The organism is Agromyces cavernae, from assembly GCF_021044935.1.
GTDB lineage: Bacteria > Actinomycetota > Actinomycetes > Actinomycetales > Microbacteriaceae > Agromyces > Agromyces cavernae.
The window spans coordinates 839,917-865,432 of sequence record NZ_JAJNMP010000003.1 but is presented as its reverse complement, the minus strand read 5'-3'; the positions used below and the strand labels follow the sequence as shown (position 1 = coordinate 865,432).

Below are 25,516 nucleotides of genomic sequence, written 5' to 3'. Positions count from 1 at the left end.
CTCGCCGGCTAACGGGCACTCGCCGCCTACCTGCTGCTCGTGTCGACGGTGATCGACCCGTTCGACGTCGACAGGTCGAGCGAGAACTCGCCCGAGGAGTCGTTCGGCACCGCGATGTCGGTGCGGCCGTTCGATGTCTCCGCGCTCACGCGGTACGTGCCGTCGGGCACCGTCAGGTCGATCGAGCCGTTCGAGGTGCGTGCCTCGACGTCTTGCGCGACCTCGACCCGGAGGTCGATCGCACCGTTCGAGGTCGACGCCTCGATGCCGTCGCCCTCGAGCCCGGAGCCTTCGATGCGACCGTTCGAGGTCGCCGCCCGGATCGTGCCCGTGACGCCGTCGAGCGTGATGCGGCCGTTGCTCGTCTCGACGTCGACGTCGTGCACGAGCGTGAGGTCGACCTCGCCGTTCTCGGTGCGTCCGCGCACGTCGAGCCCGGCCGGTACCTCGAGCGTGTACTCGACCGAGCAGTTGCGCCCGCAGCCGCCGAGCACGAGCGTGTCGCCCTCGACGGAGTGCGTGTCCTCGAACGTGCGGTCCCCGCGATAGCGGATCGTTCGCTCGAGCGAGATGCCGGTCGCGCCCTCGATGCCGCGAACGGTGACGCCGCCGTCGGTGTCGTCGAGCTCGATCGAGCTCACCGCCTCGTCGACGGTCGCGTCATCGCTCAACGTCTTCGGAGGTTGGAGCAGTGCGCATCCGCTGAGCAGGAGCGCGCAGATGCCGACGCCGGCCGCGACGGCGAGCCGTGTGTTCCGCCTGGTCGAGTTCATGTCTTCGACGGTACCCCGCAGGGGCGCAGGCGTCTCGGGGGATGGCCCCCCGACCGATCACGGGCATCCCCCGAAGCGGGCGGATACGATTGCGTGGTCACCAGGTGAGGAGGAGCTCGATGCGGCGACCCCTTGTGGTGATCCCTACGTACAACGAACGCGAGAACCTCGCGTCGATCGTGGGTCGCGTGCGCGGCGCGGTTCCCGATGCCTCGATGCTCGTGGTCGACGACAGCTCGCCCGACGGCACGGGCGAGCTCGCCGATGAGCTCGCCGCAGCCGACGCCGCGGTGCACGTGCTGCACCGCGCCGGCAAGCAGGGGCTCGGTGCCGCCTACCTGGCTGCGTTCGACTGGGCGCTCGAGCAGGGTTTCGACCCGATCGTGCAGCTCGATGCCGACGGGTCGCACCTGCCCGAACAGATGCCGTCGCTGCTCGCCGCACTCGAGGGCACCGGTCCGGCCGGCGAACCGGTGGACCTCGTCATCGGGTCGCGCTGGATCCCCGGCGGCTCGATCGAGAACTGGCCGCGCCACCGCGAGCTGCTCTCTCGCGGAGGCAGCGCGTACGCCCGGTGGGTGCTGCAGTTGCCCACCCGCGACGCGACCGCGGGGTACCGCGCATTCCGCGCCGACGCGCTGTCGCGCATCCACCTCGACGAGGTGCACACCCGCGGCTACGGGTTCCAGGTCGACATGCTCTGGCACGCCCGAGAGGCGGGGCTCACCGTCATCGAGGTGCCCGTGACCTTCGTCGAGCGCCTTCAGGGGCGGTCGAAGATGAGTCTGGGCATCGTCGTCGAGGCGATGCTCAAGGTCACCGGCTGGGGGATCACCAGTCGGTTGCGCCGGCGCCAGCCGACGAGCAGCAGGGGGTCGGCGACGAGGCGTTCGCGCGCCTGACGTCGGAGGAATGGTCGCATCGCAGCGACGATCGGTCGGGTGCGTGAACGCCTTCGCAGCGAGGCTGGAAGCCGACCGAAGGAGCATCCATGTCGACTCGCACGCCCACCGCTGCGGTACCCGCCGCCACGGCCGCCAATGCACACGCCGCAGCGGGCACTGCGCGCCGTGCGTCGTGGCCGGCGGTGGTCGCGCTCGGGCTCGGCATCTTCACCCTCGTCACGAGTGAGTTCCTCCCTGCGAGCCTGCTCTCGCCGATCGCCGCGGAGCTCGCGATCACCGAGGGCACGGCCGGGCAGCTCGTGACGGCGACGAGCCTCATCGGCATCGTCTCCGGCCCGCTCGTCGTCGCATCGCTGCCACGGCTCGACCGTCGCTGGGTGATGGCGGGGCTCACGTCGCTCGCGATCATCTCGAACGTGCTCGTCGCGGTGGCGCCGGCATTCGGGCTCATGCTGGCCTCGCGACTGCTGCTCGGGCTCGCGCTGTCGGGGTTCTGGGCCATGTCGCTCGCCGTCACCGCACAGCTCGTGCCGGCCGATCGCCTCGGCCGGGCGATGACGATCGTGAACGGCGGCGTGTCGCTGGCCACGATCGCGGCAGTCCCGGCGGGCGCATGGTTCGGGGAGCAGTTCGGCTGGCGAGCCGTGTTCCTGGGTGCCGCCGCCGCCGGCGTCGTGACGCTCGCGGCGCAGCTCGCCACCCTGCCGTCCGTTCCGCCGAGCGGTGCACCCGGGTTCCGCGCGCTCGTGCAGACCGCGAGAACTCCGGTCGTCGCGCTCGGAATCCTCGCGATCGTGTTGATCGCGGGTGGGCACTTCATGGGCTTCACCTACCTGCGACCCGCATTCGAGTCGATCGACGGGCTCAACCCGTCACTGCTCGCACTGCTGTTGCTCGTCTTCGGCGTCGCGAGCTTCGTGGGCAACGTCGTCGCCGGCCCGCTCGCCGACCGGCGACTTCACGTGCTCGTGATCGCGGCTCCCGTGGCGATCGGCGCGGCGACCGTCGTGTTCGCGCTGGGCGGCGCACACCTCGGCGTGGCGCTCGTCACCGTCTTCGTGTGGGGTGCGGGTTTCGGCGCCGTGCCGACGATGGTGCAGACCTGGATGGCGAAGGTCGCGCCCGACCGGCTCGAGAGCGCGGGCGGCCTCGTCGTCTCGGCGTTCCAGATCGCGATCACGATCGGCGCGGCGGTCGGCGGACTGCTCGTCGACTCGGTCGGCGTGCAGGCGGCGTTCATCGGCGGCGGAATCGCCGCTGCGCTGGGGGCCGGCGTGCTGTCGTCGTCGCGGCGGCGCTGACGTGGGATGTGGTCCGGCGGACGCGAGGGGCCGTCGGGCGTCGCGTGCTCAGTCGAGGCGCTGGAGAAGGGCTCGGCGCCAGCGGCTCGGGGCCGAACCCGAGTGCCGCCGGAAGGCGCGGCTGAACCCCGCCTCGCTCTCGTAGCCGAGTCGATAGGCGATGTCACCCACGGGGACGCCGGCTCGCAGCATCCGCTCCGCGTGTTCCATGCGGATCCGCGTCAGGTAGCGCGCGGGGCTGTCGCCCACGGTCAGGCGGAACTGCTCGGCGAACTGCGACCGCGACGACCGCGCCACGCGTGCGAGCGACTCGACCGTCCACGGTGAACCCGGGTCGTCGTGGATCGCCTCGACCGCGCGGCGCAGGTTCGGATCGCGCACGGACGCAAGCCAGTCGAGGGCGCTTCCGCATCCGCGTTCGAGCCAGAATCGCACCGCAGCCGATGCGACGACATCGGCGAGCCGGCGGATCACCGAGTCGCTGCCCGCCCGGGCACTCGACATCTCGCGGTACATCGTGTCGAGGAGCGAGGCGAACACCGGCTCCTCGACGCGGAATCCGCAGGTGAACAACACCGGCGGCATCGCGCGAGTGAGGTCGTTGCCGCTGCCGTCGAGGGCCAGTGACCCGCTCAGCAGCACCGAGTCGGCTCGACCTCGCACGTCGGCGCCGCCGCCGCTCGGAAGCAGCACGAAGTCGCCCGATTGCATGGCGAGCGGTTCGGTGCGCTCACCGCTGTCGCCGACCGCGTGCTGCCCGACCGCGCGCAGCTCGACCCCGCCGCTGACGACGAAGAGGAAGCGGACGCCGGGGCCGTCATCTCGTCGGGCCGTGCCCTCGGGCAGATGCCAGTGGGCGAACTCGAGCACGCTCCAGTGCAGGCGCGCGAGCACGTCGTCGATCGCGCGCGCCTCGAGGTCCACCTCTGGCGCAGCTCTTGCCTGGAGCTCGATCGCACTCATGGGAGGTGCAAGCGCGGCGCAAGCCAGGACATTCCCCGGAACCGGGCAGCATGACCCGAAGCGGCGTCAGCCGACGAGCAGGAGGGGGTCGGCGACGAGGCGTACGCGCGCCTGACGCCGGGCGCCGACGAGCGCCGCGTCGGGGCCCAGTCGCGCCGGCGCGATGGTCGGGATCGTCCGCAGCGCGCCTCCGCCGATCGTCGGCCGGTTCGACCGGAACGACGCATCGATGTCGCCGAGCAGCGGCGCCCAGTACCCGCCGATGATCACCGCCGCGGGGTCGACCGTGGGCACGACGACCTGCAGCGTGCGCCCGATCCACAGCGCGGCGTCGAGCCACGACCAGCGCGCCCGGTCGTCGCCGTCGGCGACCCGTGCGACCAGCTCTTCGAGGGCGGCGGCGCGGCCGTTCGCGGCGGCGAACTCCGCGAGACCCGCGCGCTCGAGCACGACTTCGGGCGCGGCGACCGTGGCGAGGCATCCGCTCTGCCCGCAATCGCAGCGCACGCCGCCCTGCACGATCGGCAGGTGGGCGAACGTCGCGGCGAGCCCGTGCGCACCGACGAGCGGTCGCCCGCCCGAGATCACCGCCGCGGTGATGGCGCCGTCGCCCGACACGTAGAGCACGTCGTCGATGCCGGGCAGCTCGGCGCGCTCGGCGTCGGCTGCGGCGCCCGCCGTCGACTGCAGGCCGACCGGCAGCGGCAGTGCGGCCTCGGCCTCGTCGAGGCCCGGCGCGGCGCCGCGCAGCACGTTGATCAGATCGACGGGCTCGGCGCCCAGGCGCGCATCGGTGATGACCACGGCCGGCTGGCCGACGACGGCGCCGTCGACGAGCACGGTGATGTCGGCGATCGGATGCCCCGCCCGGTCGGCGCGCGCGAGGGCACGGCCGAGTGCGGCTGCGAGGAGTTCGGCGGGCGACGGCAGCTCGTCGGTCGTGTCAGCCGCCTCGCCCGGATCGAGCGCCGGGGCGGCGGGTGCGACGAGCGGCGCGACGAACCGCGCGATCTCGTCGCCGCCGAGGGTCGCGACCGTCGCGATCGCCTCGTCGCGCGCGAGCATCGCCGTCACGAGCACATGATCCGCCGCGGTGAGCGCGAGGGGCGCGGTGCGGCCGTCGGCCGCGGCATCCGAGGGATTCACCCGGATCACGCCTGCCTCGAGCAGGCGCGTCGTCAGGCCGGCGATGGCGCCGCGGCCGAGTCCGGTCACGGATGAGAGCTCGCTCCGCGTCGCCGGGCCGTGAACGATGAGGTGCTCGAGCAGGCGCGCAGCCTGCGCACGGTGCACGTCGTCGATGGGGCCGGTGGTGGTATGGGCGGATGTCTCGCCGACCTCGGTCATGGTGAAAGCATGGTGGCCGGAGGGCGTCGCGGTCACGTACCCCGTTCGGGGGACATGGGTTCGACGACGGTCGACTCCTGCGCGATCGGGCCGTTCGGTGGAACACTGGACGTGAAACCCGATTGCCGGGTGTCGTGAAACCCGATTGGAGGGTGTCATGGCGAGGATGCCGCATGCACGATCCGGGGAGCGACGCGAGGCCCGGAAGGCGGTCGCCGAGGCCGAGCGAGCGAGCACCGAGGCCCGGAAGCTCTCGAAGACGCTGTCGCGAGACGCCCGGGCGAGCCTCGAGGCGCTCACCGCCACCGCTCGCGCCGACGTGCGCACGGCGCGGAAGGAGCTCCGCGACCATCCGCGACGCGCGACGCGCACCGCGAGACGGGCGGCGGCGCGACTGGAGTCGGCGTCGCTGCGGGTGACCGCCTCGGGCGACGCCCGGCGCAAAGCCGCTGCCGATTCCGATGCGAAGCAGCGAGCCAAGACGATCAAGCATCGACGCGTGCAGGCGAAGCAAGTCCGCAAGATGGCCAGGTCCGCGGCGTTCCGCACCATCGTGTCGTCCATCATCGTGCCGACCGACCGCGAGCAGGCAGAGGCCGACCTGAAGCGCTTCGAGCAGCTGGGCGATCGGGTCGCCAAATACGCGCGCCGCTGACCGCGAGCGCCTCCGAGCAAACCCTGAGGAAACCTCAGGGATGGAGTACGCCAATCGGATGGGGATGGCGCTCCACGGGGCATCCGCTCAATGGGTGTTTCTCCCGATGCGGTCGCACCCGCCGTTTCGTACCTTCGTTGCCATGGATGTCGCCGTGCTCGCCGGCGTCGTATCGACCGGCCTCTTCGCCATGAGCTATATGCCCATGCTCGTGAAGGCGGCGCGCACCAAAGACCTCTCGTCGTACAGCTTCGGCAACCTCGCCATCACCAACCTCGGCAATGTCGTGTACTCGCTCTACGTATTCAGCCTGCCGTTCGGGCCCGTCTGGTTCCTGCACTCGTTCTACCTCGTCGCATGCGGGCTCATGCTCGTCTGGTTCCTGCACTACGGGGGAGCCTGGCGCCGGTTCGTCGCCCGGCGGCGTGAGGCTTGGCGGGCGCGCACCGCGGCGAACGACCGCGCGAGCACGTCACCGGTGCGCTCGGCCGCGTAGCGCGAGACGGATGCCGCGTGCGCGGCGGATGTCGCGGGCGAGCTGTGCCGGGGCGGTGGTGGCTTGCCGCACCGCAGCGCCGGGGGTAGCTTGACGGTATCCGGCGGGGTCCATGGCGACAGCGGAGCCGGGTGCGCCCGCCACGGAAGGGCGCGATGACGTCCGATGACGTACTCGAACACGGACTCGAGGCCTTCGCCCGACAGCGTTGGCGCGAGGCGTTCGACGCGCTGACCGAAGCCGACGCCGAAGCCGACGCCGAGTTCGGCGCCGACCTGCTCGACCGGCTCGCCACCGCGGCGATCCTCATCGGCGACGAATCGGGTATCGACACGGCGACACGGGCGCATGAGGCGTACCTGCGGGCGGGCGATGACGCGGGAGCGGCACGCACCGCCGTGTGGATCGGCATGCACCTCATGGATGAGCATGAGATCGCGCGAGCCGGCGGGTGGATCGCGCGAGCGCAGCGTATCGTCGCGTCGGGCGGCGATGCCGAGTCGGTCGGTGGACTGCTGCTGATTCCCCAGGCGCTCGGTGCACTGTACGGGGGAGATCCGTCGAGCGCCCTGGAGATCCTCTCGCAGGCGCTCGAGCTCGCCGAACGATTCGACGACCATGACGCGATCGCACTCGCGCGAATGGGGATCGGCCAGGTCGAGATCGCGCAGGGCGACTCGGATGCGGGGTTCACGCTCTTCGACGAGGTGATGGTGGCGGTCACCGCCGGTGAGCTCTCGCCCGTGCCATCGGGAATCGCCTACTGCGAGGTGATCGGGATGTGCCAGATCGCGTTCGACTTCGCGCGGGCTCGGGAATGGACGGTCGCGTTCGATCGCTGGTGCAGCGCCCAACCCGACATGGTCGCGTTCAGCGGACAGTGCCAGGCGCAACGCGCGGCACTCTTTCGCCTGCACGGTGCGTGGCAGGAGGCGGCCAGGGCTGCGACCGCGGCGTTGGCACGTCTGCGTCGAGGCGACCGCGACGCGGCCTATGGAGCCTGGTACGAGCAGGGCGAGATCCAGCGTCTGCGCGGTGAGGTCGAGGCCGCCGAGGAGTCGTACCGCCATGCGAGCGAGACGGGGTACCCGCCCGAGCCGGGACTCGCACTGCTTCGGCTGGCGCAGGGTCGGGCGAGATCGGCGCAATCGACCCTCCATGAGGCGATGGCGAGCGCTGATGTCGCCAATCGTCGGCGGCTGCTGCCTGCATTGATCGAGACCGAACTCGCCATGCACGACATCGCTTCGGCCCGCCGATCAGTCGATGAGTTGATCGCGATGACGCCGAGCGCCCCGAAGCCCATGCTGCGAGCGGTCGTCGACGGCGCCGAAGGGGCGGTGCTGCTCGAGGAGGGCGCGGCCCGCGAGGCGCTCGAGCGGCTGCGCCGGGCGTGGGCGACCTGGCACGAACTCGACGTCCCCTACGAGGCAGCCCGCTGTCGGGTGCTCGCGGCCCTGGCGTGTCGCGCACTCGGTGACGAGGCATCCGCTGCGATGGAATTCGACGCCGCGCGCACCGCGTTCGCGGAGCTCGGAGCGGCACCCGACCTCGCTCGGCTCGATGCGCTCGCGCGCTCGATCGCGCATGCCGCCTTCGGTCCGCTGACCGCACGCGAGGTCGAGGTGGTGCGGCTGGTCGCCGCCGGCAAGACGAATCGCGCCATCGCGAGCGAGCTCTACCTCAGCGAGAAGACCGTCGCACATCACCTCAGCAACGTGTTCGTCAAGCTCGGGCTGGCCTCGCGTGCGGCGCTGACGGCGTACGCGTACGAGCACGCGATCGTCTAGGCCCGGGCGGAGCCTTCTCGAGGTCGGCGCTGGCCGACTCCGACACTGATGCCACATTGGCATCAGTGTCGGAGTCCGCCCCGATGCGCATCCCGCGCAGGATGGGGAATTCGTCCGATGCGGTCGTCGGCCCCGGTTCCTACGGTCATCCGTATCACCCACACCATCGCGTGACGGAGGCCCGAAATGTTCACCGACAGCACCGACAGCAACGACAACACCGAGTTCGTCGACACCGTCGTCATCGGCGGCGGGCAGGCAGGGCTCGCCATCGGCTCCGAACTGGCGCGCCAAGGGCGCGACTTCGTCATCCTCGACGCCGCGCACCGGGTCGGCGATGCCTGGCGGGAGCGCTGGGACTCGCTGCGCGCGAATACGCCGGCTCGCTTCGATGGGCTGCCGGGTGCGCCGTTCCCCGGTGACCCGCTCACCTTTCCGACCAAGGACGAGATCGCCGCATACCTCGAGGACTACGCCGCGATGCACGGGCTCCCCGTCCGCAGTGGCGTGCACGTCGACGGCCTGCGCCGCGATGGCGACCGGTTCGTCGCAACCGCCGGCAGTCGCAGCTGGGAATCGCACAACGTCGTCGTCGCAACAGGCGGGTGCCAGGCGCCCAAGGTGCCGGACCTCGCCGAACGGCTCGGCGACGGCATCGTCCAATTGCATTCGAGCGACTACCGCAACCCGGCTCAGCTGCCCGCAGGACCGGTGCTCGTCGTCGGGGTGGGCAATTCCGGCGCGGAGATCGCCCGGGACATCGCCCCGTCGCACGAGACCCTGATCGCCGGTACGCCGAGCGCCCAGCCCCCGGTGCGCCCGAACCGCACCGATGCACGGTTCGTCTACCCGGTGATCCGCTTCGTCGGGCTTCACGTCCTGACGATGCGGAACCCGATCGGCCGCAATGCCGCCGCAAAGCTCACCGCCGCGCCGCTCCTGCGCACCAAGGTCGCCGACCTCGTCGCCGCGGGCGTTCGAGTGGTCCCGCGAGTCACCGGCGTGCACCACGGACGTCCGGCCTTCGCCGATGGCACGACCTGCGAGGTCTCGAGCATCATCTGGTGCACGGGGTACCGGAACGACTTCGAATGGATCGACCTGCCGGCCTTCGGCGACGACGGCGAGCCGATGCACCACCGCGGAGTCGTGGAGGCCGTTCCGGGGTTGTTCTTCCTCGGCCTCGAGTTCCTCTACGCCCTCTTCTCAGCGACGCTTCCCGGAGTCGGGCGCGACGCGCGCTACCTCGCGAAGCGGATGCCCCGGCCGAGGTTCGCGGCCGCTGCTCGGATCGCGGGGAGCGTCCACGCCACTTCGACTCGGTGACATTCGGCGGCCCGCTCTTGAATCCCGGCCGCGGCGAGCGCAGAGTGGAATGAGCGAGGGAGGTCCTCATGCGCGATGCAATGGTTCACCCGGATGTCATGCCGATCCTGTCTCCCGGCAGACATCGCTCGCCACGGCGCGGGGCGTGCTTCATGGAGTTCGCGTCGTACCTCGCGGGCGAACGCTGGAGCGACCACCCCGCATGCACGCAGGGCACGCTCGCATTGCTCGCCCGGCTGGTGAACGACCGTACGAGCGATGCCGGCCGTGCCCAGCTCACGCCACTCATCCCGAGGGTCATCGGCCTGACGAGCGACGACCCGTTGCTCGACGTCCTGCTCGCCGTGCGGGCTGCACACGATGCATTGCCCGTCGCCGCCGAAGAGCGCCAGCGCTCACAGGCCGTCGCGCTGCATGTCGCCATCGTCTTCCTCGCGGAACACCGTGACGTGCTCGCCGCGGAAGCGATCGAGTCGGCGCGCTCAGCCCTTCGCGCCGCTCCCGGCGCAGACGCCTGGGCCGCCCGGTTCATCGACCAGATCGGCCCGATGCACCGCGCCGGAATGAGCGTGCGGCAGAGCCGAGAAGTCGTGACGGGTGCGGTCCACGGGATCTCGCAGGCATGCGTCGGCGACGCCGACGATCGACTCGTCGCGTTGCTCACGGCGGCCGTCTCGATCGCGGAGCGATTCGTGAGCGCGGAGCGTGCCGCAGCGGATGCCGCGGCCCCCGCGGCCGCGCGCGCGGATACCCGCGTCGCGGGCTGAGGGCGCGGGCGTCTCAGCTCGGCGTGCTGCCCGGCGCGTCGCGCGCTCTTCGCGGAAGGCGATACGGATGACATCGCGTCTGATCGGGTTGTACGAGAACCTTCCGCTTCCGGCGGGACAGATCCTGGGCGTTGCGACTGCGGTCGGGCTCGGTCGTGTGCGCCCGGCACTGTTCCCCGGTTCACGTGCCCTCCATGCGGCAACGGGTGCCGTAGCGCTCGGCGCAGGGTGCGCTCTCAACGTGTGGGCGCTGGTCGAGCGGCGACGCCGGACCTCCGGCCGGTTCGAGCTCGAACAGCCGGAATCGCTCGTGACGACAGGCCCGTACGCCCTGAGCCGGCACCCGATGTACGTCGGATGGTGGTTCATCCACCTCGGCATCGGCCTGCTGTTCGGCTCCGCCTGGGTTGCTGCGACGATTCCCATGGCGACGCTCGTGGAGCACGTGGGGGTGCTCCACGAGGAACACACGCTCGAGCGGCAATTCCCGCACGAGTTCGCACGGTACCGGAGGCGCGTGCCGCGCTACCTCGGGCTACCTCGGCGCCCGTCGCAACGACCTACTTCGTGACGGTGCTCCGCGAGGCGGGCTTCGCCGCGGCCGGCTTCGACGCCGCTGGCTTCGACGCAGCCGCGGCCGAACGCGGGGAACGAACGGTCTTCGGCTTCGACGCGGTCGCCTGCTCCGCGGCATCCGTCACCGATCGCGAGATCGGCTGCAGCCGCGCCAGTTGAGTGACGTGCTGCGGACCGAGCTCGGCGAGCGTCGCCACCTCGAGCAGCTTCATGGTGCGCTCGATCTCTGTGCGCAGGATCGAGATCGTCTTGTCGACCCCGCGGCGCCCGCCGGCCATGAGCCCGTAGAGGTAGGCGCGGCCGATGAGCGTGAAGCGCGCGCCGAGCGCGACCGAGGCCACGATGTCGGCACCGTTCATGATGCCCGTGTCGACGTGCACCTCCAGGTCGCTGCCGACCTCGCGCACGACGCTCGGCAGCAGGTGGAACGGGATCGGCGCGCGGTCGAGCTGGCGCCCACCGTGGTTCGAGAGCACGATGCCGTCGACGCCGCGATCGGCGAGCAGCTTCGCATCGGCGACGGTCTGCACACCCTTGACCACGATCTTGCCCGGCCACATCTCGCGGATGATGTCGAGGTCGTCGAACGAGATCGTCGGGTCCATCGCGCTGTCGAGCAACTCGCCGACCGTGCCACCGGTCGACGAGAGCGAGGCGAACTCGAGAGCCGGGGTCGTGAGGAAGTTGATCCACCACGCCGGCCGGGGGATCGCGTTGATGACCGTGCCGGGCGTGAGCTGCGGCGGGATCGAGAAGCCGTTGCGCTTGTCGCGCAGCCGTGCGCCGGCCACGGGCGTGTCGACCGTGAAGAAGAGCGTGTCGAAGCCGGCTGCGGCCGCGCGTCGCACGAGCTCGTACGAGATCTCGCGGTCGCGCATGACGTAGAGCTGGAACCAGTTGCGGCCGTCGGGGTTCGCGGCCTTCACGTCTTCGATCGAAGTCGTGCCGAGAGTCGACAGGGTGAACGGGATGCCCGCCGCCCCTGCTGCGGCGGCGCCGGCAATCTCGCCCTCGGTCTGCATCAGGCGCGTGAAGCCGGTCGGGGCGATGCCGAACGGCAGCGCGCTCGTGCCGCCGAGCACCTCGCGCGACGTGTCGACGACGGGCACGTTGCGCAGGATCGACGGGTGGAACTCGACGTCCTGGAAGGCCTGACGCGCCCGCGCGAGCGACAGTTCGCCCTCGGCGGCGCCCTCGGTGTAGTCGAACGGAGCCTTCGGCGTGCGGCGCTTCGCGATCGCGCGAAGGTCGGCGATCGTGAGCGCCTTCTCGAGCCGCCGGTCGGTCGCGTTGAGGGTCGGCTTCTTGAACTTCATGAGCTCCGCGAGGTCGCGGGGGTTCGGGAATTGGCGCTTCACCATGGTGCTGAGTGCTCTCTGTCGGCGGGTCGTCGGTCGGGGTCGTCGGGGGTCGGGGTCGGGTCGATGAACGTCTCGGCGTAGTACCGCGAGATGTGTTCGTGGATGCGGGTGCGGGCGGCCGGGGCATCCGCTGCTCGAATCGCGTCGACGACGCCGCGATGCTCGCGACGCAGGCGAGCGGATGTCTCGTGCCAGTCGTCGAGGCGGTCGAGGCCCGCACGTGCGTAGCCTTCGATGCCGCTGCGCAGGCCGGCCATCGTCGCCGCGATGACCTGGTTTCCGGATGCCTCGGCGAGGGCCAGGTGGAAGGCGGCGTCGAGCGCGAGGAACTCGGCGGGTGTGAGGTCGGGGGAGTCCATCGCGTCGAGCAGGGCGTTGGAGGTGGCGAGGTCGGGCTGCGGCGTCGCGTCGGCGAGGTCGGCGGCGACCGCGGTCTCGAGGATGAGTCGCGTGCGCACGATGTCGGCGACGGGGAAGCCGCTGGCGGCGACCTGCAGCCGCATCAGGGCACTCATGCCGCCACTCGGGGTTGCGATGATGATCGCGCCGGCGTTCGGGCCCGACCCGGCCTGCGTGCGGATGAGGCCGAGCACCTCGAGCACGCGCAGCGCTTCGCGTACGCTCGAGCGACCCACGCCGAGCTCGGTCGAGAGTGCGCGCTCGCCGGGCAGGCGGTCGCCGGGGCGCAGCGCGCCGGCCAGGAGCTGCGTCTCGACGTGATCGAGCACGGTGCGCCAGGCGCGCGGGGCGTCGGATGTCTCGCCAGGAGCGGCACCGAGTGCCGTCGTGTCGTCTGCCATGCCGTTCACCCCCGCTGCTTTCGTGTGGTCTGACCACAGTAGCAGATGTGGTCAGACCACATGTCGGGGCATGACGTCCTGCACCGGTGCGCATCCGGCGCGGCGATGACGCGCTACGGGACGATGACGGCCCGACCGCGGAGGGTTCCGTCGTGCAGGCGACGGTACGCCTCTGGTGCGTCGTCGAGCGAGAAGACCTCGGTCTCCACGTTCACGAGGCCGGCGCGCGCCAGGTCGAAGACCTCGAACAGCTCGGAACGGGAGCCCCAGTACGGCGCTCGCACCGCCGAGTCGTAGGGCCCGGCGAGCACGCCGCTCGGCAGGATGCCCGCTCCGACTCCGATGAGCACCTGGTCCCCTTCGACGGCGATCATCGCGTGGCCGGAGTCGAGTGTCGGCTGGATGCCGACGAAGTCGAAGACGGCCGTCGCACCCTTGCCGCCGGTGAGTTCCCTCACGCGGTCGGCGGCCTCGGCGTCCGACGGGAACACGTGGTGTGCTCCGACCTCGGTCGCGAGCTTCAGCTTGTCGACGCTCACGTCGAGCGCGACGACCGTTGCGGGCGTGAGCGCCCGCAGGATCTGGATGGCGACGTGCCCGAGCCCGCCCGCGCCGATGACCACGGCGGTCGAGCCGGGCACGAGCTTCGGCAGCGACAGCTTGATGGCGTGGTAGGGAGTGAGGCCGGCATCGGTCAGGGCCACGTTGGCGACCGGGTCGAGATCGCCGATCGGCAGCAGGTGACGTGCGTTCGGTACGAGCATGTACTCGGCCATCGAGCCGGGGGCTCCGAGCCCGGGCGGGGCGATGCCGAGCTCGGCGGCCCGCTCGCAGTAGTTCTCCTTGCCCTGGGCGCAGGCGTAGCAGCGTCCGCAGCCCTGAGGGCCGTAGACGGCGACGGATTCGCCCACCTCGAGGCCGGTCACGCCGTCGCCGAGCTTGTCGACGACGCCGACGCCCTCATGCCCGAGCGTGAGCGGCAGGCCGTAGATGTACTGCTCCTCGGTGAGGCCCATGATGAAGCTGTCGGAGTGGCACGCGCCCGCGGCGGTCACCTTGAGCCGCACCTGCCCCGGACCAGGTTCCGGCTTCTCGATCTCGACGACCTCGGGCTCGGCCCCGATCTGCCGATATTGCAGTGCCTTCATCGTCCGATCCTCCTCGATCCTGCGCTGTCGTGCCCGGAGCGAATCCCCGCCGCTGCCAGTCTCCACCCGCGGCCATCCGGATGTCACCACCGACCCTGGGGTATCGGAACCGTCGCATGTCGGGCACTCTGGGGGCGTGAGTGGATACACGAACCCCGATCGTCCCGGGCAGCGACTGAGCGACGCGGAACGCGATGAGGCCGTCGGCCACCTCGCCGCCGCGCAGACCGACGGCCGGATCACGCCGGCCGAGTACGCGGATCGAGCCGCGGCGGCTCGAGCCGCGGTGACCCGGGGCGACCTCGTCCCGTTGTTCGCCGACCTGCCCGATCCGGTGACGGAGGGGCGACAGCCGCCGCGCCCGCCCGCCCCACCGGCTCCCGGTGCGTGGCGTGCCGACGACGTGCCACCGCTCGGCTACACCGGCACATTGCCTCGAGGTGACGAGCGTTCACGCGGCTCTCGAGCCCTCGGCGGTCGTGTCGGCGCCACGATCATGGCGCTGACGCCCTTCATCGCGGTCGGGTTGTTCTTCCTGTTCGGGTTCCTCGGCAGCTTCGCGTGGTCGTGGCTCTGGTTCCTCCTGGTCCCGATCGTCGGCATCGTGATCTACGGGCCCGGATCCGAGGGGCGCTCGCGACGCTGAATCGTCGTCAGCCCTTGCTCGGGCGAACGCGGATGCGATTCATGCCCGACTCGTCGAGCTCGACGACGCCGCCGCGCGACTTCACGAAGTCTGTGAAGGATCCGAAGCCCAACCGACGTTCCTGGAACGACGGATCCATGCGCAGCATCTGGTTCTTCACTGCGCCGCTCGGCTGCCACTCCTCGTCGTTCTTCGCGCGCAGCAGTTCGAGGGCCTTGAGCAGCAGGCGACTCGGGTTGCGGTTGCCCGAGACGGGCGCGACATCCGAACCGTCGGAGAACACGACCGGCGCGGGAGTGCGTTTCGCCGCCTTCGCGGGGGCGGCGTCGGGCTCGGTCGACCCGGCTGTGCCTTCAGCCACGGCGTCGGCAGCGACATCCGTGGCCTTCGCCTTCGCACCGCGTGCGCTTCTGCGGCCCCTCGCCGCCTCGGGTGCCGGTGCCGCAGCGGGCTCGTTCGCGGCTTCGTCGGCCGCGACAGCCGCATCGGTCGAGAGCAGGGCGTCGTAGTCGGCGTACTCGTCGCAGGCCGCCGTGAGCGCCCGGCTCGTTCCGCCTGCGACGCCGATGCCGACGACGTACCGGCCGAGGCGCCTGGCCTTCTGCGCGAGCGCGACGTAGTCGGAGTCGCCGGCGACGATCACGATGTGCGAGAGGTCGTCGATGCGGAACATGTCTTCCACCGCGTCGACGGAGAGCCGGATGTCGGCACCGTTCTTGGTCGCCGAGAGGGGGAACAGCTGCACCAGGTCGACCGCTCGGTCGATGAGCTGGCCGCGGTAGCTCGCGTTGACCGGTGTCGACCAGTCGGCGTAGGCACGTGCGATCGCGATGGTGCCGAACGTCGCGGCGAAGTCGAGCACCGCATCGATGTCGACCGTGGCCTCCGCGAGCCGCTCGGCGGTCTTCGTGCCGGCGGCGGGCGCCTTTGTGCGCGAGGTGTCCTTGCGGTACGAGCTGTCGCCGTGCAACTGGTCGTAGCGCGAGATCACGATGTTGTCGAAGTCGAAGTAGAGCGCGACCCGGGGTTCTGCCGTAGCGGGCATGTCGACCTTCCGTTGGTTGGCGTCCCCTCGATGCTATCGCTGCGATCCGAACGGCCCTCAGGTGCGCAGCACCACGTTGCGGGGTTCCTCGCCACGCGACATCCGCTCGATCTGGTCGCGGAGCAGCCGCGCCATCCGCGGCATCATCGCCGTCGAGGCGCCGCCGACGTGCGGTGAGATGAGCACGTTGGGCAGGGCGAAGAGCGGATGCCCCGTGGGCAGGGGTTCAGGATCGGTGACATCGGTCGCGTACCGCAGCCGGCCGCGCGTCGCGTGGTCGAGCACCGCCGCGGTGTCGGCCACCTTGCCGCGGGCGATGTTCACGACGAGCGCGCCGTCGGGCAGCGCGGAGAGGAACTTGTCGTCGACGAGGCCTGTCGTCTCGGGGGTGAGCGGTACGCCGACGATGACGATCTCGGCGGTGGGCAGCAGGTCGTCGAGCTCGTCGATGCCGTGGATGCGCCCGGTTTCGTCGTCGCGGGCACGGGTCGCGACGCGCACCAGGTCGACTTCGAACGGCGCGAGCCGGTCCTCGATCGCGCGGCCGACTCCGCCGTAACCGAGCAGCAGCACGCGCCGGTCGGCGAGGCTCGCGTGACGCGCGGGAGCCCACCGGCCCTCGCTCGCCGCGCGGACGAAATCGGGGATACCGCGCTGCGCGGCGAGCACCAGTGCCAGGGCGAGTTCGGCGGTCGAGGTCTCGTGCACGCTCGCGGCGTTCGCGTACGCGTGCCCCGCCGGCAGCGCGGCGGGCACGTCGTCGTAGCCGATCGACTGCGACTGCACGAGCCGCACCGGCACCCCGGCGAGCACGCCGAGGCGGTCGGACGCGCCCATGTAGGGCGGCACGACGATGTCGATGCGCTGACCGGACGCGGTCGGCGGTGGGCCGTCGAGCTTCCACTCGATGAGTTCGACGTTCTCGGGCAGCGGCCCTGTCGCGAGCAACGCGTCGCGCAGGGCGGCGCCGGGCAGGGACACGATGAGCGGGTCGGTCATCCCTCGATCCTCGCAGAGCGGATGCTGCGCGCGTCGCCCGCGCGCGTCACGGCAGTTGCTCGACCTGGGCGCGGATGATGCGCTCGGCGACGTCGTCGACCCGGGCGAGGCCGCCGAAGTCGTGGAGCAGGCCGTCGACGGCGAGCGAGGCGATGCCGTGGCTCATCGCGCAGAGCTGCAGGAACGTCGTCTCGACGTCACCGGTGATCTCGCCCCGGTCGTGCACGTCGATGACCAGCGCCCGAAGGCCGTCGAGCGCCGCCAGCCTCGCCGCGTCGAGGGCGGGGTCGCCCTGCGCCGATGACGGCGTTCGGAACATCGCGTCGTAGTGCGCGGGATGCCGCAGCGCGTAGCCGACGAACTCGAGCGAGTCGGCGACGAGCCGCTCACGACCGGGGAGATGGGCCGCGCGCTCCTGCGCCGTGCAGAGCTCGTCGTCGAGCATCGCGAGCCCCTCGAGCGCGAGTGCGCGGATCATGCCCTCGCGCGAGCCGAAGAAGTGCGTCGGTGCGGCGTGCGAGAGGCCGGCGCGACGGGCGACCTCGCGCAACCCAACGTTCGCAACGCCCTGCTCGCGCGCGAGCTCCTCGATGGCGCGCAGCAGGGCGGCGCGGCCGGGGGCGCCGGTCGGGGCCGCTGGGTCGGTTGAGGCGGCTGCCGATGCGGCCGATGCCGTCGTCGCGGACGCAGCCGCGGTCATGCGCTCGGTCATTTCGGCCCCGATCCGTCCTGGGCACTTGACAACGTCAAGTCCGTCTTCGTATCCTGCTTTACATCGTAAAGCCTTTACATTGTAAAGCCGTAGTCTCCCGGAGGTGCAACATGGTCGATCTCACGAGCGAAACAGTCTGGAACGCGATCCGCAGCGCGAACTTCATGGTCGTCGGCATGGTGTCGGCGAAGGGGGAGGCGCGCACCGCGGGCGTCATGCACCATGTCGACGGCGGGCGCCTCTGGTTCACGACCAACGACCGCGAATGGAAGGCGCGCCACATCGCGGCCAACCCGGCCGTGTCGGTGACCGTGCCGATCGCGAAGCGCGTGCCGTTCGTGCCGTGGGTCAAGGTACCCGCAGCCACGATCACGTTCAGGGGCGAGGCAGAGGTCATGCCGGCAGCCGACCTGCCCGACGACGCCAAGCATGCCCTGTTGCACGGGCTCGAGGTGACCGACGGCGGCGAGCGCGGCGCGCTCATCGCCATCGGCGTGCGCCCGGTCGGCGACTTCGTGACCTACGGCATCGGGGTCTCGCTGCTCGGCATGCGCGACACCGAGCTGGCGCGCGGTCGGGTGCCGGCGGCCGTTCTCGAGCCGATGCCTGCAGCCTTGCCTGCCTGAGCGGCATCCGCCGGTCGCGTGCCGTGCGATCCCAATCCGTCGCCAGTCCTTCGCTCCGTCCTTGCTCACTGTTCACCCGGCCCGACCACAGTGGGCGCGTGGCACGCCCCGGCTCCGGCCGGCGAACGGCGCGCTCATCGACGACGAGGAAGGACGGCGCAGATGCGGCCGAGCACGAGGATCCCCGTTTCCGGCGGGGCGACGCGACGGAGAGGATGGGTCGGTGCCGTCGTTGCGTCGGTCGCGGGAGCGCTGCTCGCAGCGGGGATGGCCGCGCCCGCGGCATCCGCTGCACCGCTTCCGATGGCGAAGCCGACGCCGACCACGCCGGCGAGCGCTCCCACGCTGACTCCCGAGGACGGCGCCTGGCTCGAAGGCAGCGTGACGGTCGCCGCCGACGCGACGACGGCGGGCGACCCGGTCGCGAGCCTCGAGATCGACGGCGAGTCGATCGGCGCGACGACGACACCCGGCGTTTCGCACCTGCGCTTCGACATCGGCAGCAACTCAGCCGCGGTCTCGTTCCATAACTGGATCGTCGTCAACGGACATCGAATCGACCAGGATCGCACCTGGGTCTCCGAGCGGGTCGACCTCGAGGTTCCGAACGAATGGCTCGTCACGGGCGAGAACATCGTCGAGATCTTCGCGGGCACCGCGGACGCGGCGTGCGGCGTGAACTACGACGACTTCGTGCTCACCGACGTGAGCCTCGAACTGCTCGGCGAGGTCGCCGACGGTGAAGACAACCCGTTCAGCTACAACTTCGGCGACGGCGACTGCGGCACGCAGCCGAACGACATCACGGAGGCCGCCCTCTCGTTCTTCGTGCTCGGCGACCCCCTCGCCTCGGCCGGCCTCGCGGCCGAGGTCGACACGACGACGCTCGCGAACGGCCCGCACGAGATCGTCGCGACCACCGTGGCCGGCGGCAACGTCACCCACGCCGTCGCCGTGAACAATGCGCCCGTCGGGGCCCCGCTCGTCGCACCTGTCGACGGCACCCTCGTTCGCGGAATCCAGTACGTCTCGGCATCGCAGCCCGCCGGTGAGGCCGGCGGCGTCGCCGCCCTCACCGTCGACGGCGCCGCTCCGCCCGCCGCCGCGAGTCTCGGCACGGGCTCGTCGGTGTTCAGCTTCGATGTGGGATCGAACTCGATCGAGCACCGCTACCAGAACCACCTGCTCGTCAACGGCCACAAGGTCGACATCCTCGGCGACTTCGTGAGCACCCGTGTCGAGGTTCCGATCCCGAACCGCTACCTGGTGGCCGGCGACAACGAGATCGTGGTCGTCGCGGGCGACATCAGCTCGAGCTGCGGTGCGAACCTCGACGACTTCACGATCTCGAACCTCGGCCTCGCCATCGACGAGGGCACCGCGGCAGGCCAGGACGTCGCGGCCGCGTACTCGATGGGCGACGGCTCGTGCGGCTCGGCGACGACGGCGCTCCCGACGGCCGAGACGCAGTGGACGATCGATGCACCGGCGGTCTCCGTGCTGCAGACGCTCGGCGCGGGCGAGGCGACCTTCAGCTTCGACGTCGGCTCGAACTCGATCGATCCGGCCTTCGAGAACGAACTCGTCGTGAACGGCATCCGTCACGTCCTGGGCGGCGTCTACGTCAGCGAGCGCGCGAACGTCGTGATCCCGAACGAGTGGCTGCTGCCCGGCTGGAACACGGTCGAGGTCGTCACCGGCACCACCGCGACCGGATGCAACCGCGATGACTTCGCGATCTCGAACGTCGCGCTCACGCCCGCATCGGGCACGGCGACGGGTCAGCGACTCAAGACCTCGTACGCGATGTGCGACGGCACCTGCGGCTCGAACATCAACTCGTTCACCGAGATCGACCTGCACTTCGTCGTCGAGGGCGCCACCGCGCAGGGCCTCCGGACCGAACTCGACACCACGGCGATCGCCGACGGCACGCACGTCGTCGCCGCGACGTCGACCACGGGCGAGACCGCGACCCGGCAGCTGCTCACCGACAACACGGGCCCCGCGATCACCTCGAGCACGCCGGTCGCGGGAGCGACGATCACGTCGTCGGTCGCACTCGACGTCGAGCTCGACGACGCGTCGGGACTCATGGGCGCACCCGAATTCGCGCTCGACGGTGAGGTGGTCGCCCCGGGCGCGCTGGTCGGGCCGGGATTCGCCGCTGGCGAGCACACGATCGCGGTCACCGCGACCGACGCGCTCGGCAACCGGGCGACCCGCGAGGTCGTGTTCGCCTCGGCGGGCATCCCCGACGTGCCGGCCGACCTCGCTCCCGCTTCGGGGACGACCGACGTGTCGGGCACGGTCACGCTCGAGGCGACGGTCGGCGAGCCCGACGGCGGCGACGTGGAGGCGACGTTCACGCAGGCCGAGATCCTCACGCCCAACCAGGGCTGGCAGGGGTCGTCGACCGGCGTGCTGACGACGCTTCGCGTACCGGGCGAGCGCAACGCCGGTGACACCCGGGCGCTCGCGCCCGGCGACGGTGCGACGCTCGACGTTCCTGCGAGTCGCGAGGTCGCCTACCAGCGCTTCGACGTGCAGGTGAAGGGCGCGGTCGCCGAGCCGGTGCTGCGCTGGGAGGGCGTCATCGACCCCACCCGCGTCGTGTCGCTGCGCGCGTGGAACCTCGAGACGTCCGTGTGGGAGGTGCTCGCAAGCTCGCGAGGAACGCTCGAGGGCGACACGGAGCTCAGCGCCATCGTCGACTCGCGCTACATCGACGGGCAGCAGGTCCACGTGATGATCACCGGCGAGGACCCCTTCGCCGACGAGCTCGACGCCGGCGCCGAGGGCTTCGCAGATCCCTCCTCGTACGACTTCTCGATCGCGCACTTCACCGACACGCAGTACCTCTCCGAGGGTGCGGTCGAGCAGGAGACCGCGGCGGAGCGCGCGATCTGGGAGCAGGCCTACGGCGACACCACCCGCTGGATCGCCGCCAACGCCGACGAGCGCAAGATCGCCTACGTCGCGCACACCGGCGACATCATCGAGAACAACATCCGCACGCCCGGCGACGAGGCGATGATGCAACAGGTCATCGGCGAGTTCGAGGTCTCCTCGCGCCAGCAGCGGATCCTCGACGAGGCGGGCGTGACCAACCAGGTCATCGCGGGCAACCACGACAACCGCTCGGGCACCGAGGACGGTCCGGAGGCGCTGTACAACCAGTACTACGGCCCCGACCGCTACGCGGCGGCCGACGACCAGTGGACCGACGCCGAGTACGGCGGGCCGTGGCGCGAGGGCGACAACCAGAACAGCTACACGCTGTTCTCGGCGGGCGGCCTCGACTTCGTCTCGGTCGGACTGTCCTACGGCATCACCCGAGAAGAGGCCGAGTGGGCCGACGCGATCTACAAGCGCTTCCCCGATCGCAACGGCATCCTGCTCTCGCACGACTACCTCGCGGCGAGCACGCAGACCGACGGCCGGAACGCCGGCTTCGCGGCTCCCGACGGCTCGATGCTCTACAAGACGATCGTGGAGGACAACCCCAACGTGTTCCTCATCCTCGCCGGGCACGTGCATGGCGTGGGGACGAACGTCAAGCCCGAGGTCGGCCAGGTCGGCCACGGCGTCGTCGAGCTCCTCGCGGACTACCAGGCGTACACGATCACGGCCGAGCAGCTGGGGCTCAGCGAGATCGGCGGGTACCAGCCGATGGATCGCCTGCGATTCGGGGCCAGCTACCTGCGCCTGCTGCAGTTCGACGTGGACCGTGCCGAGATGATCGTCGACACCTACTCGCCGTTCCTCGATGACTTCGGGGCGGACGAGTACGACCCGGCACTGCGCTACGGCCCCGCGGCCGACAACATGGTGCTGCCGGTCGACATCACGTCGCGCACGACGACCTTCCGGACCGACTCGCTCGCGCTCTACAACCCGATCGCGGTCATCGGCGAGACGACGGTCGCGTCGGGCGAGGTCGCCTCGGTCGACTGGACCGGGCTCAAGCGCGGCAGCACGTACGCGTGGTTCGTCGTCGCACGCTCGGCCGGCGGCGGCGTGACGCCGTCGCTGCCGAGCGTCTTCGTGACGAACGGCGGCCAGGGCAAGACCGGAACCGTCGCGCCGAGGAACGAACCGGAGGCGACGGAGATCCCGTCGCCGACGCCTGCGCCGAGCGAGGCGCCGGAGCCGACGTCTCCCGCCGCCGATGCGCCGGGCACGCCCGAGCCGCCGGCGGCGCCGTCGGGGGAGTGACACCCGCGTTCGCCTGGCACGAATGCCGCCCCGGCCTCATCGAGGCCGGGGCGGCTCTCGTCTAGCCTGATCCTGTGACCGACGGGAGCGCGTACGACGCGGGCCTGGCCGCCCTTGCGGCACGCGAGTGGCAGCGGGCAGCCATGCTGCTCGAGGAGGCCGCTGCCGATGAACCGTCGGCAGCCGTGCTCGAGGCGCTCGGGACGGCATACTTCTGGACCGACCACGTGGCGACGATCGAGATTCGCGAGCGGGCCTATCGCGAGTACCGCGCCGCCCGGGATCCCTACGGAACCGCGCGGGTGGCGATCGCCTTGGCATGGGACCATGTCAACTTCCGGAGCGAGGGGTCGGTGGCCCGGGGCTGGCTGCAGCTCGCCGGCCGTGCCCTCGAGGGCCGCCAGGTGGCCGCCGAGCACGGGCACCTGGCGCTCTGGGAGGCGGACTTCGCCCTGAGCGCCGCGGACCTCGCCACCGCCCAGGCCAAGCCCGCCGAGGCGCTGGAGATCGGGTGCCTGCTCGACGACTCAGACATCGAACTGATGGCGCCGCCCAGCAGGGACTGGTGCGGCTCATGCGGGGCGACGTGCGGGATGGCATGGGGCTTCTCGAGGCGGCCGCTGTGGCCGCGGTCACCGGCGAGATCACCGACCCGGCCTACGCGGGCTACGCGTGCTGTTACCTGATCACCGCCTGCCACGAGGTGAGGGATGTCGCGCGAGCCGGCGAGTGGTGCGCCAAACTCGACGAGCACTGCGGCAGCGTCGGCTACTACGCGCTGCAGCAGGTCTGCCGCACCGAGTATGCGGGAGTGCTGGTCGAGCAGGGCGACTGGGAGCGTGCCGACCACGAGCTGCTGGCCGCCGCGGAGATCCTCGCCGCTCGGCGACCGGGCCTCGTCGCGGGACCCCTGGTGAGGCTGGGGGACCTGCGCCGTCGCCAGGGTCGGGTCTCCGAGGCCATCGAGCTGTTCGGAAAGGGCGAAGGAGACGCATTCGCGATCGTCGGGCTCGGGGAGATCGCGCTCGACCAGGGCGACGCGGAGGAAGCACGGCGCGCCGCCGACCGCTACCTCCGGCAGCACGACCCCGACGACCGGATCGGACGTTTCCGCGGCCTCGAACTGCTCGTGCGCGCACTGGTGCAGGCCGCCCGCACCGATGAGGCCGAAGGGCCGCTGCGGGAGATGCGGGAGACCGTGGCGACCCTGCGGGAGGGCACCCTCGTCGCCGCGGTGCTCCACGCGGAAGCCGCAGTGCGGCTCGCCGACGGGGATGTCGAGGCCGCTCGTCAGGCTGCTGAGGACGCCGTCGTGAAGTACGAGCGGGCCGGTGCGGCGTACGGCGCCGCAGAGGCCCGGGTGCTGCTCGATCGGATCGTGCGCGGGCCCGAGGACACGGACGCCGCTCGTGGGCGGGCCATCACGCCCCGCGAGTCCGACGTCCTGCGACTCGTCGCCGAGGGAATGGGCAACGCCCAGGTCGCCGCGCGCCTGCACCTGAGCGAGCACACGGTGCACCGGCACATCGCCAACATCATGACCAAGCTCGAGGTCTCCACTCGCGCTGCTGCGGTCGCGAAGGCTGCCGAGCTGGACCTGCTCTGAGGGTGACTGGCCTGATCGGGCCATGACCGGCCCGAGAAGATGGCCGGTTCGTGCGAAGTGGCGAGCTCCTCGCGATTCCTAGCGTTGCAGGCATGACACTCCACACCACCGAGCTGACGGGGCGGTTCATCACCCCCGCCCATTCCGAGTACGACGAAGCCCGGGCCGTCTTCAACGGCATGATCGACAAGCGGCCCTCGGTGATCGCGCAGTGCGAAACCCCGATCGACGTGGCGGCAGCGATCCGGCACGCTCGCGAACGCGACCTCGACATCGCCGTCCGGGGAGGCGGCCATTCCGTCGCAGGAAATTCGCTGACCGAGGGCGGTATGGTCGTCGACCTGCGCCGGATGAACTCCGTCACCGTCGATCCGGACATGAAGACCGCCCGCGTGGGCGGCGGCGCGACCATGAGCCATCTCGACCGGGCGACCGAGCCGTTCGGCCTCGCGACGACGGGAGGCAGGGTCTCGACCACGGGTGTCGGCGGGTTCACGCTGGGCGGCGGTACCGGATGGCTGGACCGAAAGTTCGGACTCGCGTGCGACAACCTGCTGTCGGTCGACCTGGTCACCGCGGACGGCGACCTCGTGACGGCGAGCGCCGACGAGCACCCCGAGCTGTTCTGGGCCCTGCACGGCGGCGGCGGCAACTTCGGCGTCGCAACGTCGTTGACGTTCCGGCTGCACGATGTGCCGACGATGACGGCCGCGCTGCTCGTTTTCGAGCCCGAGCAGGGCGAGCAGGCGATCCGCTCGTTCCGGGATGCCATCGCACACGGGCCCGACGAGCTCGGCGGCGGGGTGCTGTACGCCACCGGTCCCGAGGAGGAGTTCGTGCCCGAGCACCTCCAGGGCAGTCTCATCGTGCTCATCGTGGTGACCTTCATCGGCATCGAGGAACAGGCTCGGCCTCACCTCGCGCCGATCCTGGCACACGGCCCCGCCGGTGAGGCGATCATGGAGCTCCCGTACGCCGACCTGAACAGCGCGCTGGACGACCCGCCCGGCCACCGGAACTACTGGTCGGCCGAGCATCTGGGCAGCATGCCCGACGCGGCCGTCGCGGCGTTCCAGGCCGCCTCGGCCGGCATGATCGTGCCGTCGGCGTCGCAGAATGCGCTCTTCCCCGCGGGTGGTGCGGTCGGCCGCGCTGAGACGGACTACCCCGTGCCGTGGCGCACCGCGCCTTGGGTGGCGCATCCGTTCGCGCTCTGGACGGACCCGGCCGACGACGCCCGCGCCCGCGACTGGACGCGCGAGGTCAGGGCGGCCATGAAGCCGTGGGCGACCGGAAACGTCTACCTCAACTTCATCGGCGACGAGGGCCACGACCGCGTCCGCGCCGGCTTCGGCGCCGGCTGGGACCGCCTCGTGGCGGTGAAGCGCGCGTTCGACCCCGACAACGTCTTCCGGCTCAACCACAACATCACGCCGTAGCAGGGCGAGCGGGTCGG

23 protein-coding genes are annotated in these 25,516 nt (G+C 70.9%); 14 read left to right on the top strand and 9 right to left on the bottom strand.

Features of this window, described 5'->3' with window-relative positions; all coding sequences use genetic code 11:
- Positions 1 to 26 precede the first annotated feature (26 nt).
- Positions 27 to 773 carry a DUF4097 family beta strand repeat-containing protein gene (locus LQ757_RS15315; RefSeq protein ID WP_231048110.1) on the bottom strand — a complete coding sequence of 249 codons (747 nt, stop codon included), beginning with the start codon at positions 771 to 773 and terminating at the stop codon, positions 27 to 29.
- A gap of 119 nt (positions 774 to 892) precedes the next feature.
- Between LQ757_RS15315 and LQ757_RS15310 the strand changes: the two genes are divergently transcribed.
- Positions 893 to 1,675, top strand: a complete 783-nt coding sequence (locus LQ757_RS15310) for a polyprenol monophosphomannose synthase (RefSeq protein WP_231048109.1) — start codon at positions 893 to 895, stop codon at positions 1,673 to 1,675.
- An 89-nt stretch (positions 1,676 to 1,764) separates the two neighbouring features.
- Entirely contained in the window at positions 1,765 to 2,979 is a 1,215-nt protein-coding gene (locus LQ757_RS15305) for an MFS transporter (protein WP_231048108.1), read from the top strand.
- A gap of 48 nt (positions 2,980 to 3,027) precedes the next feature.
- On the opposite strand, the gene LQ757_RS15300 is transcribed toward LQ757_RS15305, so the two are convergent.
- Together LQ757_RS15300 and LQ757_RS15295 are read right to left on the bottom strand one after the other, a co-directional pair.
- Positions 3,028 to 3,942: an AraC family transcriptional regulator gene (locus tag LQ757_RS15300; RefSeq protein ID WP_231048107.1), complete on the bottom strand. Its 915-nt coding sequence runs from the start codon at positions 3,940 to 3,942 to the stop codon at positions 3,028 to 3,030.
- Positions 3,943 to 4,008: 66 nt separating this feature from the next.
- Positions 4,009 to 5,289 (bottom strand): ROK family transcriptional regulator, encoded by a 1,281-nt coding sequence (locus tag LQ757_RS15295; RefSeq protein ID WP_231048106.1) that lies wholly within the window; start codon positions 5,287 to 5,289, stop codon positions 4,009 to 4,011.
- Between the two features lie 166 nt (positions 5,290 to 5,455).
- Here LQ757_RS15295 and LQ757_RS15290 point away from each other — a divergent pair, with 166 nt between their 5' ends.
- The 6 genes from LQ757_RS15290 to LQ757_RS15265 all read left to right on the top strand — a co-directional run bounded on the left by LQ757_RS15290 (position 5,456) and on the right by LQ757_RS15265 (position 10,894).
- Positions 5,456 to 5,944 (top strand): hypothetical protein, encoded by a 489-nt coding sequence (locus LQ757_RS15290; protein WP_231048105.1) that lies wholly within the window; start codon positions 5,456 to 5,458, stop codon positions 5,942 to 5,944.
- 142 nt (positions 5,945 to 6,086) lie between these two features.
- Positions 6,087 to 6,440 (top strand): hypothetical protein, encoded by a 354-nt coding sequence (locus LQ757_RS15285; protein ID WP_231048104.1) that lies wholly within the window; start codon positions 6,087 to 6,089, stop codon positions 6,438 to 6,440.
- A gap of 155 nt (positions 6,441 to 6,595) precedes the next feature.
- Positions 6,596 to 8,230: a helix-turn-helix transcriptional regulator gene (locus LQ757_RS15280; protein ID WP_231048103.1), complete on the top strand. Its 1,635-nt coding sequence runs from the start codon at positions 6,596 to 6,598 to the stop codon at positions 8,228 to 8,230.
- 186 nt (positions 8,231 to 8,416) lie between these two features.
- On the top strand, positions 8,417 to 9,556 hold the full coding sequence (locus tag LQ757_RS15275) for a flavin-containing monooxygenase (RefSeq protein WP_231048102.1): 1,140 nt from the start codon (positions 8,417 to 8,419) through the stop codon (positions 9,554 to 9,556).
- A 152-nt stretch (positions 9,557 to 9,708) separates the two neighbouring features.
- Positions 9,709 to 10,323 (top strand): hypothetical protein, encoded by a 615-nt coding sequence (locus tag LQ757_RS15270; RefSeq protein WP_231048101.1) that lies wholly within the window; start codon positions 9,709 to 9,711, stop codon positions 10,321 to 10,323.
- Positions 10,324 to 10,390: 67 nt separating this feature from the next.
- Positions 10,391 to 10,894 carry a methyltransferase family protein gene (locus LQ757_RS15265; RefSeq protein WP_231048100.1) on the top strand — a complete coding sequence of 168 codons (504 nt, stop codon included), beginning with the start codon at positions 10,391 to 10,393 and terminating at the stop codon, positions 10,892 to 10,894.
- On the opposite strand, the gene LQ757_RS15260 is transcribed toward LQ757_RS15265, so the two are convergent.
- The 3 genes from LQ757_RS15260 to LQ757_RS15250 all read right to left on the bottom strand — a co-directional run bounded on the left by LQ757_RS15260 (position 10,884) and on the right by LQ757_RS15250 (position 14,208).
- Entirely contained in the window at positions 10,884 to 12,260 is a 1,377-nt protein-coding gene (locus LQ757_RS15260; protein ID WP_231048099.1) for an alpha-hydroxy acid oxidase, read from the bottom strand. The genes LQ757_RS15265 and LQ757_RS15260 overlap by 11 nt on opposite strands.
- Positions 12,254 to 13,060: a FadR/GntR family transcriptional regulator gene (locus LQ757_RS15255; protein WP_231048098.1), complete on the bottom strand. Its 807-nt coding sequence runs from the start codon at positions 13,058 to 13,060 to the stop codon at positions 12,254 to 12,256. The genes LQ757_RS15260 and LQ757_RS15255 overlap by 7 nt, the downstream gene beginning before the upstream one ends.
- Before the next feature lie 113 nt (positions 13,061 to 13,173).
- Entirely contained in the window at positions 13,174 to 14,208 is a 1,035-nt protein-coding gene (locus LQ757_RS15250) for an NAD(P)-dependent alcohol dehydrogenase (RefSeq protein ID WP_231048097.1), read from the bottom strand.
- A gap of 136 nt (positions 14,209 to 14,344) precedes the next feature.
- On the opposite strand from LQ757_RS15250, the gene LQ757_RS15245 reads away from it, so the two are divergent.
- Positions 14,345 to 14,854 (top strand): DUF1707 SHOCT-like domain-containing protein, encoded by a 510-nt coding sequence (locus LQ757_RS15245; protein WP_231048096.1) that lies wholly within the window; start codon positions 14,345 to 14,347, stop codon positions 14,852 to 14,854.
- A 7-nt stretch (positions 14,855 to 14,861) separates the two neighbouring features.
- Here LQ757_RS15245 and LQ757_RS15240 read toward each other — a convergent pair whose 3' ends face one another.
- From LQ757_RS15240 to LQ757_RS15230, 3 genes are read right to left on the bottom strand one after another with little or no spacing between them, the layout of a single operon-like run.
- Positions 14,862 to 15,899, bottom strand: a complete 1,038-nt coding sequence (locus LQ757_RS15240; RefSeq protein ID WP_231048095.1) for an NYN domain-containing protein — start codon at positions 15,897 to 15,899, stop codon at positions 14,862 to 14,864.
- Positions 15,900 to 15,956: 57 nt separating this feature from the next.
- On the bottom strand, positions 15,957 to 16,898 hold the full coding sequence (locus tag LQ757_RS15235) for a 2-hydroxyacid dehydrogenase (RefSeq protein ID WP_231048094.1): 942 nt from the start codon (positions 16,896 to 16,898) through the stop codon (positions 15,957 to 15,959).
- Positions 16,899 to 16,944: 46 nt separating this feature from the next.
- Positions 16,945 to 17,610, bottom strand: a complete 666-nt coding sequence (locus LQ757_RS15230) for a TetR/AcrR family transcriptional regulator (protein ID WP_231048093.1) — start codon at positions 17,608 to 17,610, stop codon at positions 16,945 to 16,947.
- A 110-nt stretch (positions 17,611 to 17,720) separates the two neighbouring features.
- On the opposite strand from LQ757_RS15230, the gene LQ757_RS15225 reads away from it, so the two are divergent.
- The 5 genes from LQ757_RS15225 (at position 17,721) to LQ757_RS15205 (ending at position 25,499) form a co-directional block, all read left to right on the top strand.
- Entirely contained in the window at positions 17,721 to 18,236 is a 516-nt protein-coding gene (locus tag LQ757_RS15225; protein ID WP_231048092.1) for a pyridoxamine 5'-phosphate oxidase family protein, read from the top strand.
- Between the two features lie 267 nt (positions 18,237 to 18,503).
- Complete coding sequence (locus LQ757_RS15220; RefSeq protein WP_231048091.1) at positions 18,504 to 22,454, top strand: metallophosphoesterase; 3,951 nt, start codon at positions 18,504 to 18,506, stop codon at positions 22,452 to 22,454.
- A 74-nt stretch (positions 22,455 to 22,528) separates the two neighbouring features.
- Entirely contained in the window at positions 22,529 to 23,140 is a 612-nt protein-coding gene (locus LQ757_RS15215) for a hypothetical protein (protein WP_231048090.1), read from the top strand.
- Positions 23,077 to 24,060 (top strand): helix-turn-helix transcriptional regulator, encoded by a 984-nt coding sequence (locus LQ757_RS19465; RefSeq protein WP_231048089.1) that lies wholly within the window; start codon positions 23,077 to 23,079, stop codon positions 24,058 to 24,060. The genes LQ757_RS15215 and LQ757_RS19465 overlap by 64 nt, the downstream gene beginning before the upstream one ends.
- A 92-nt stretch (positions 24,061 to 24,152) precedes the next feature.
- The gene (locus LQ757_RS15205) at positions 24,153 to 25,499 is read left to right on the top strand and encodes an FAD-binding oxidoreductase (protein WP_231048088.1); all 1,347 of its coding nucleotides are present in this window, start codon (positions 24,153 to 24,155) and stop codon (positions 25,497 to 25,499) included.
- The last annotated feature ends 17 nt before the right edge of the window (positions 25,500 to 25,516 follow it).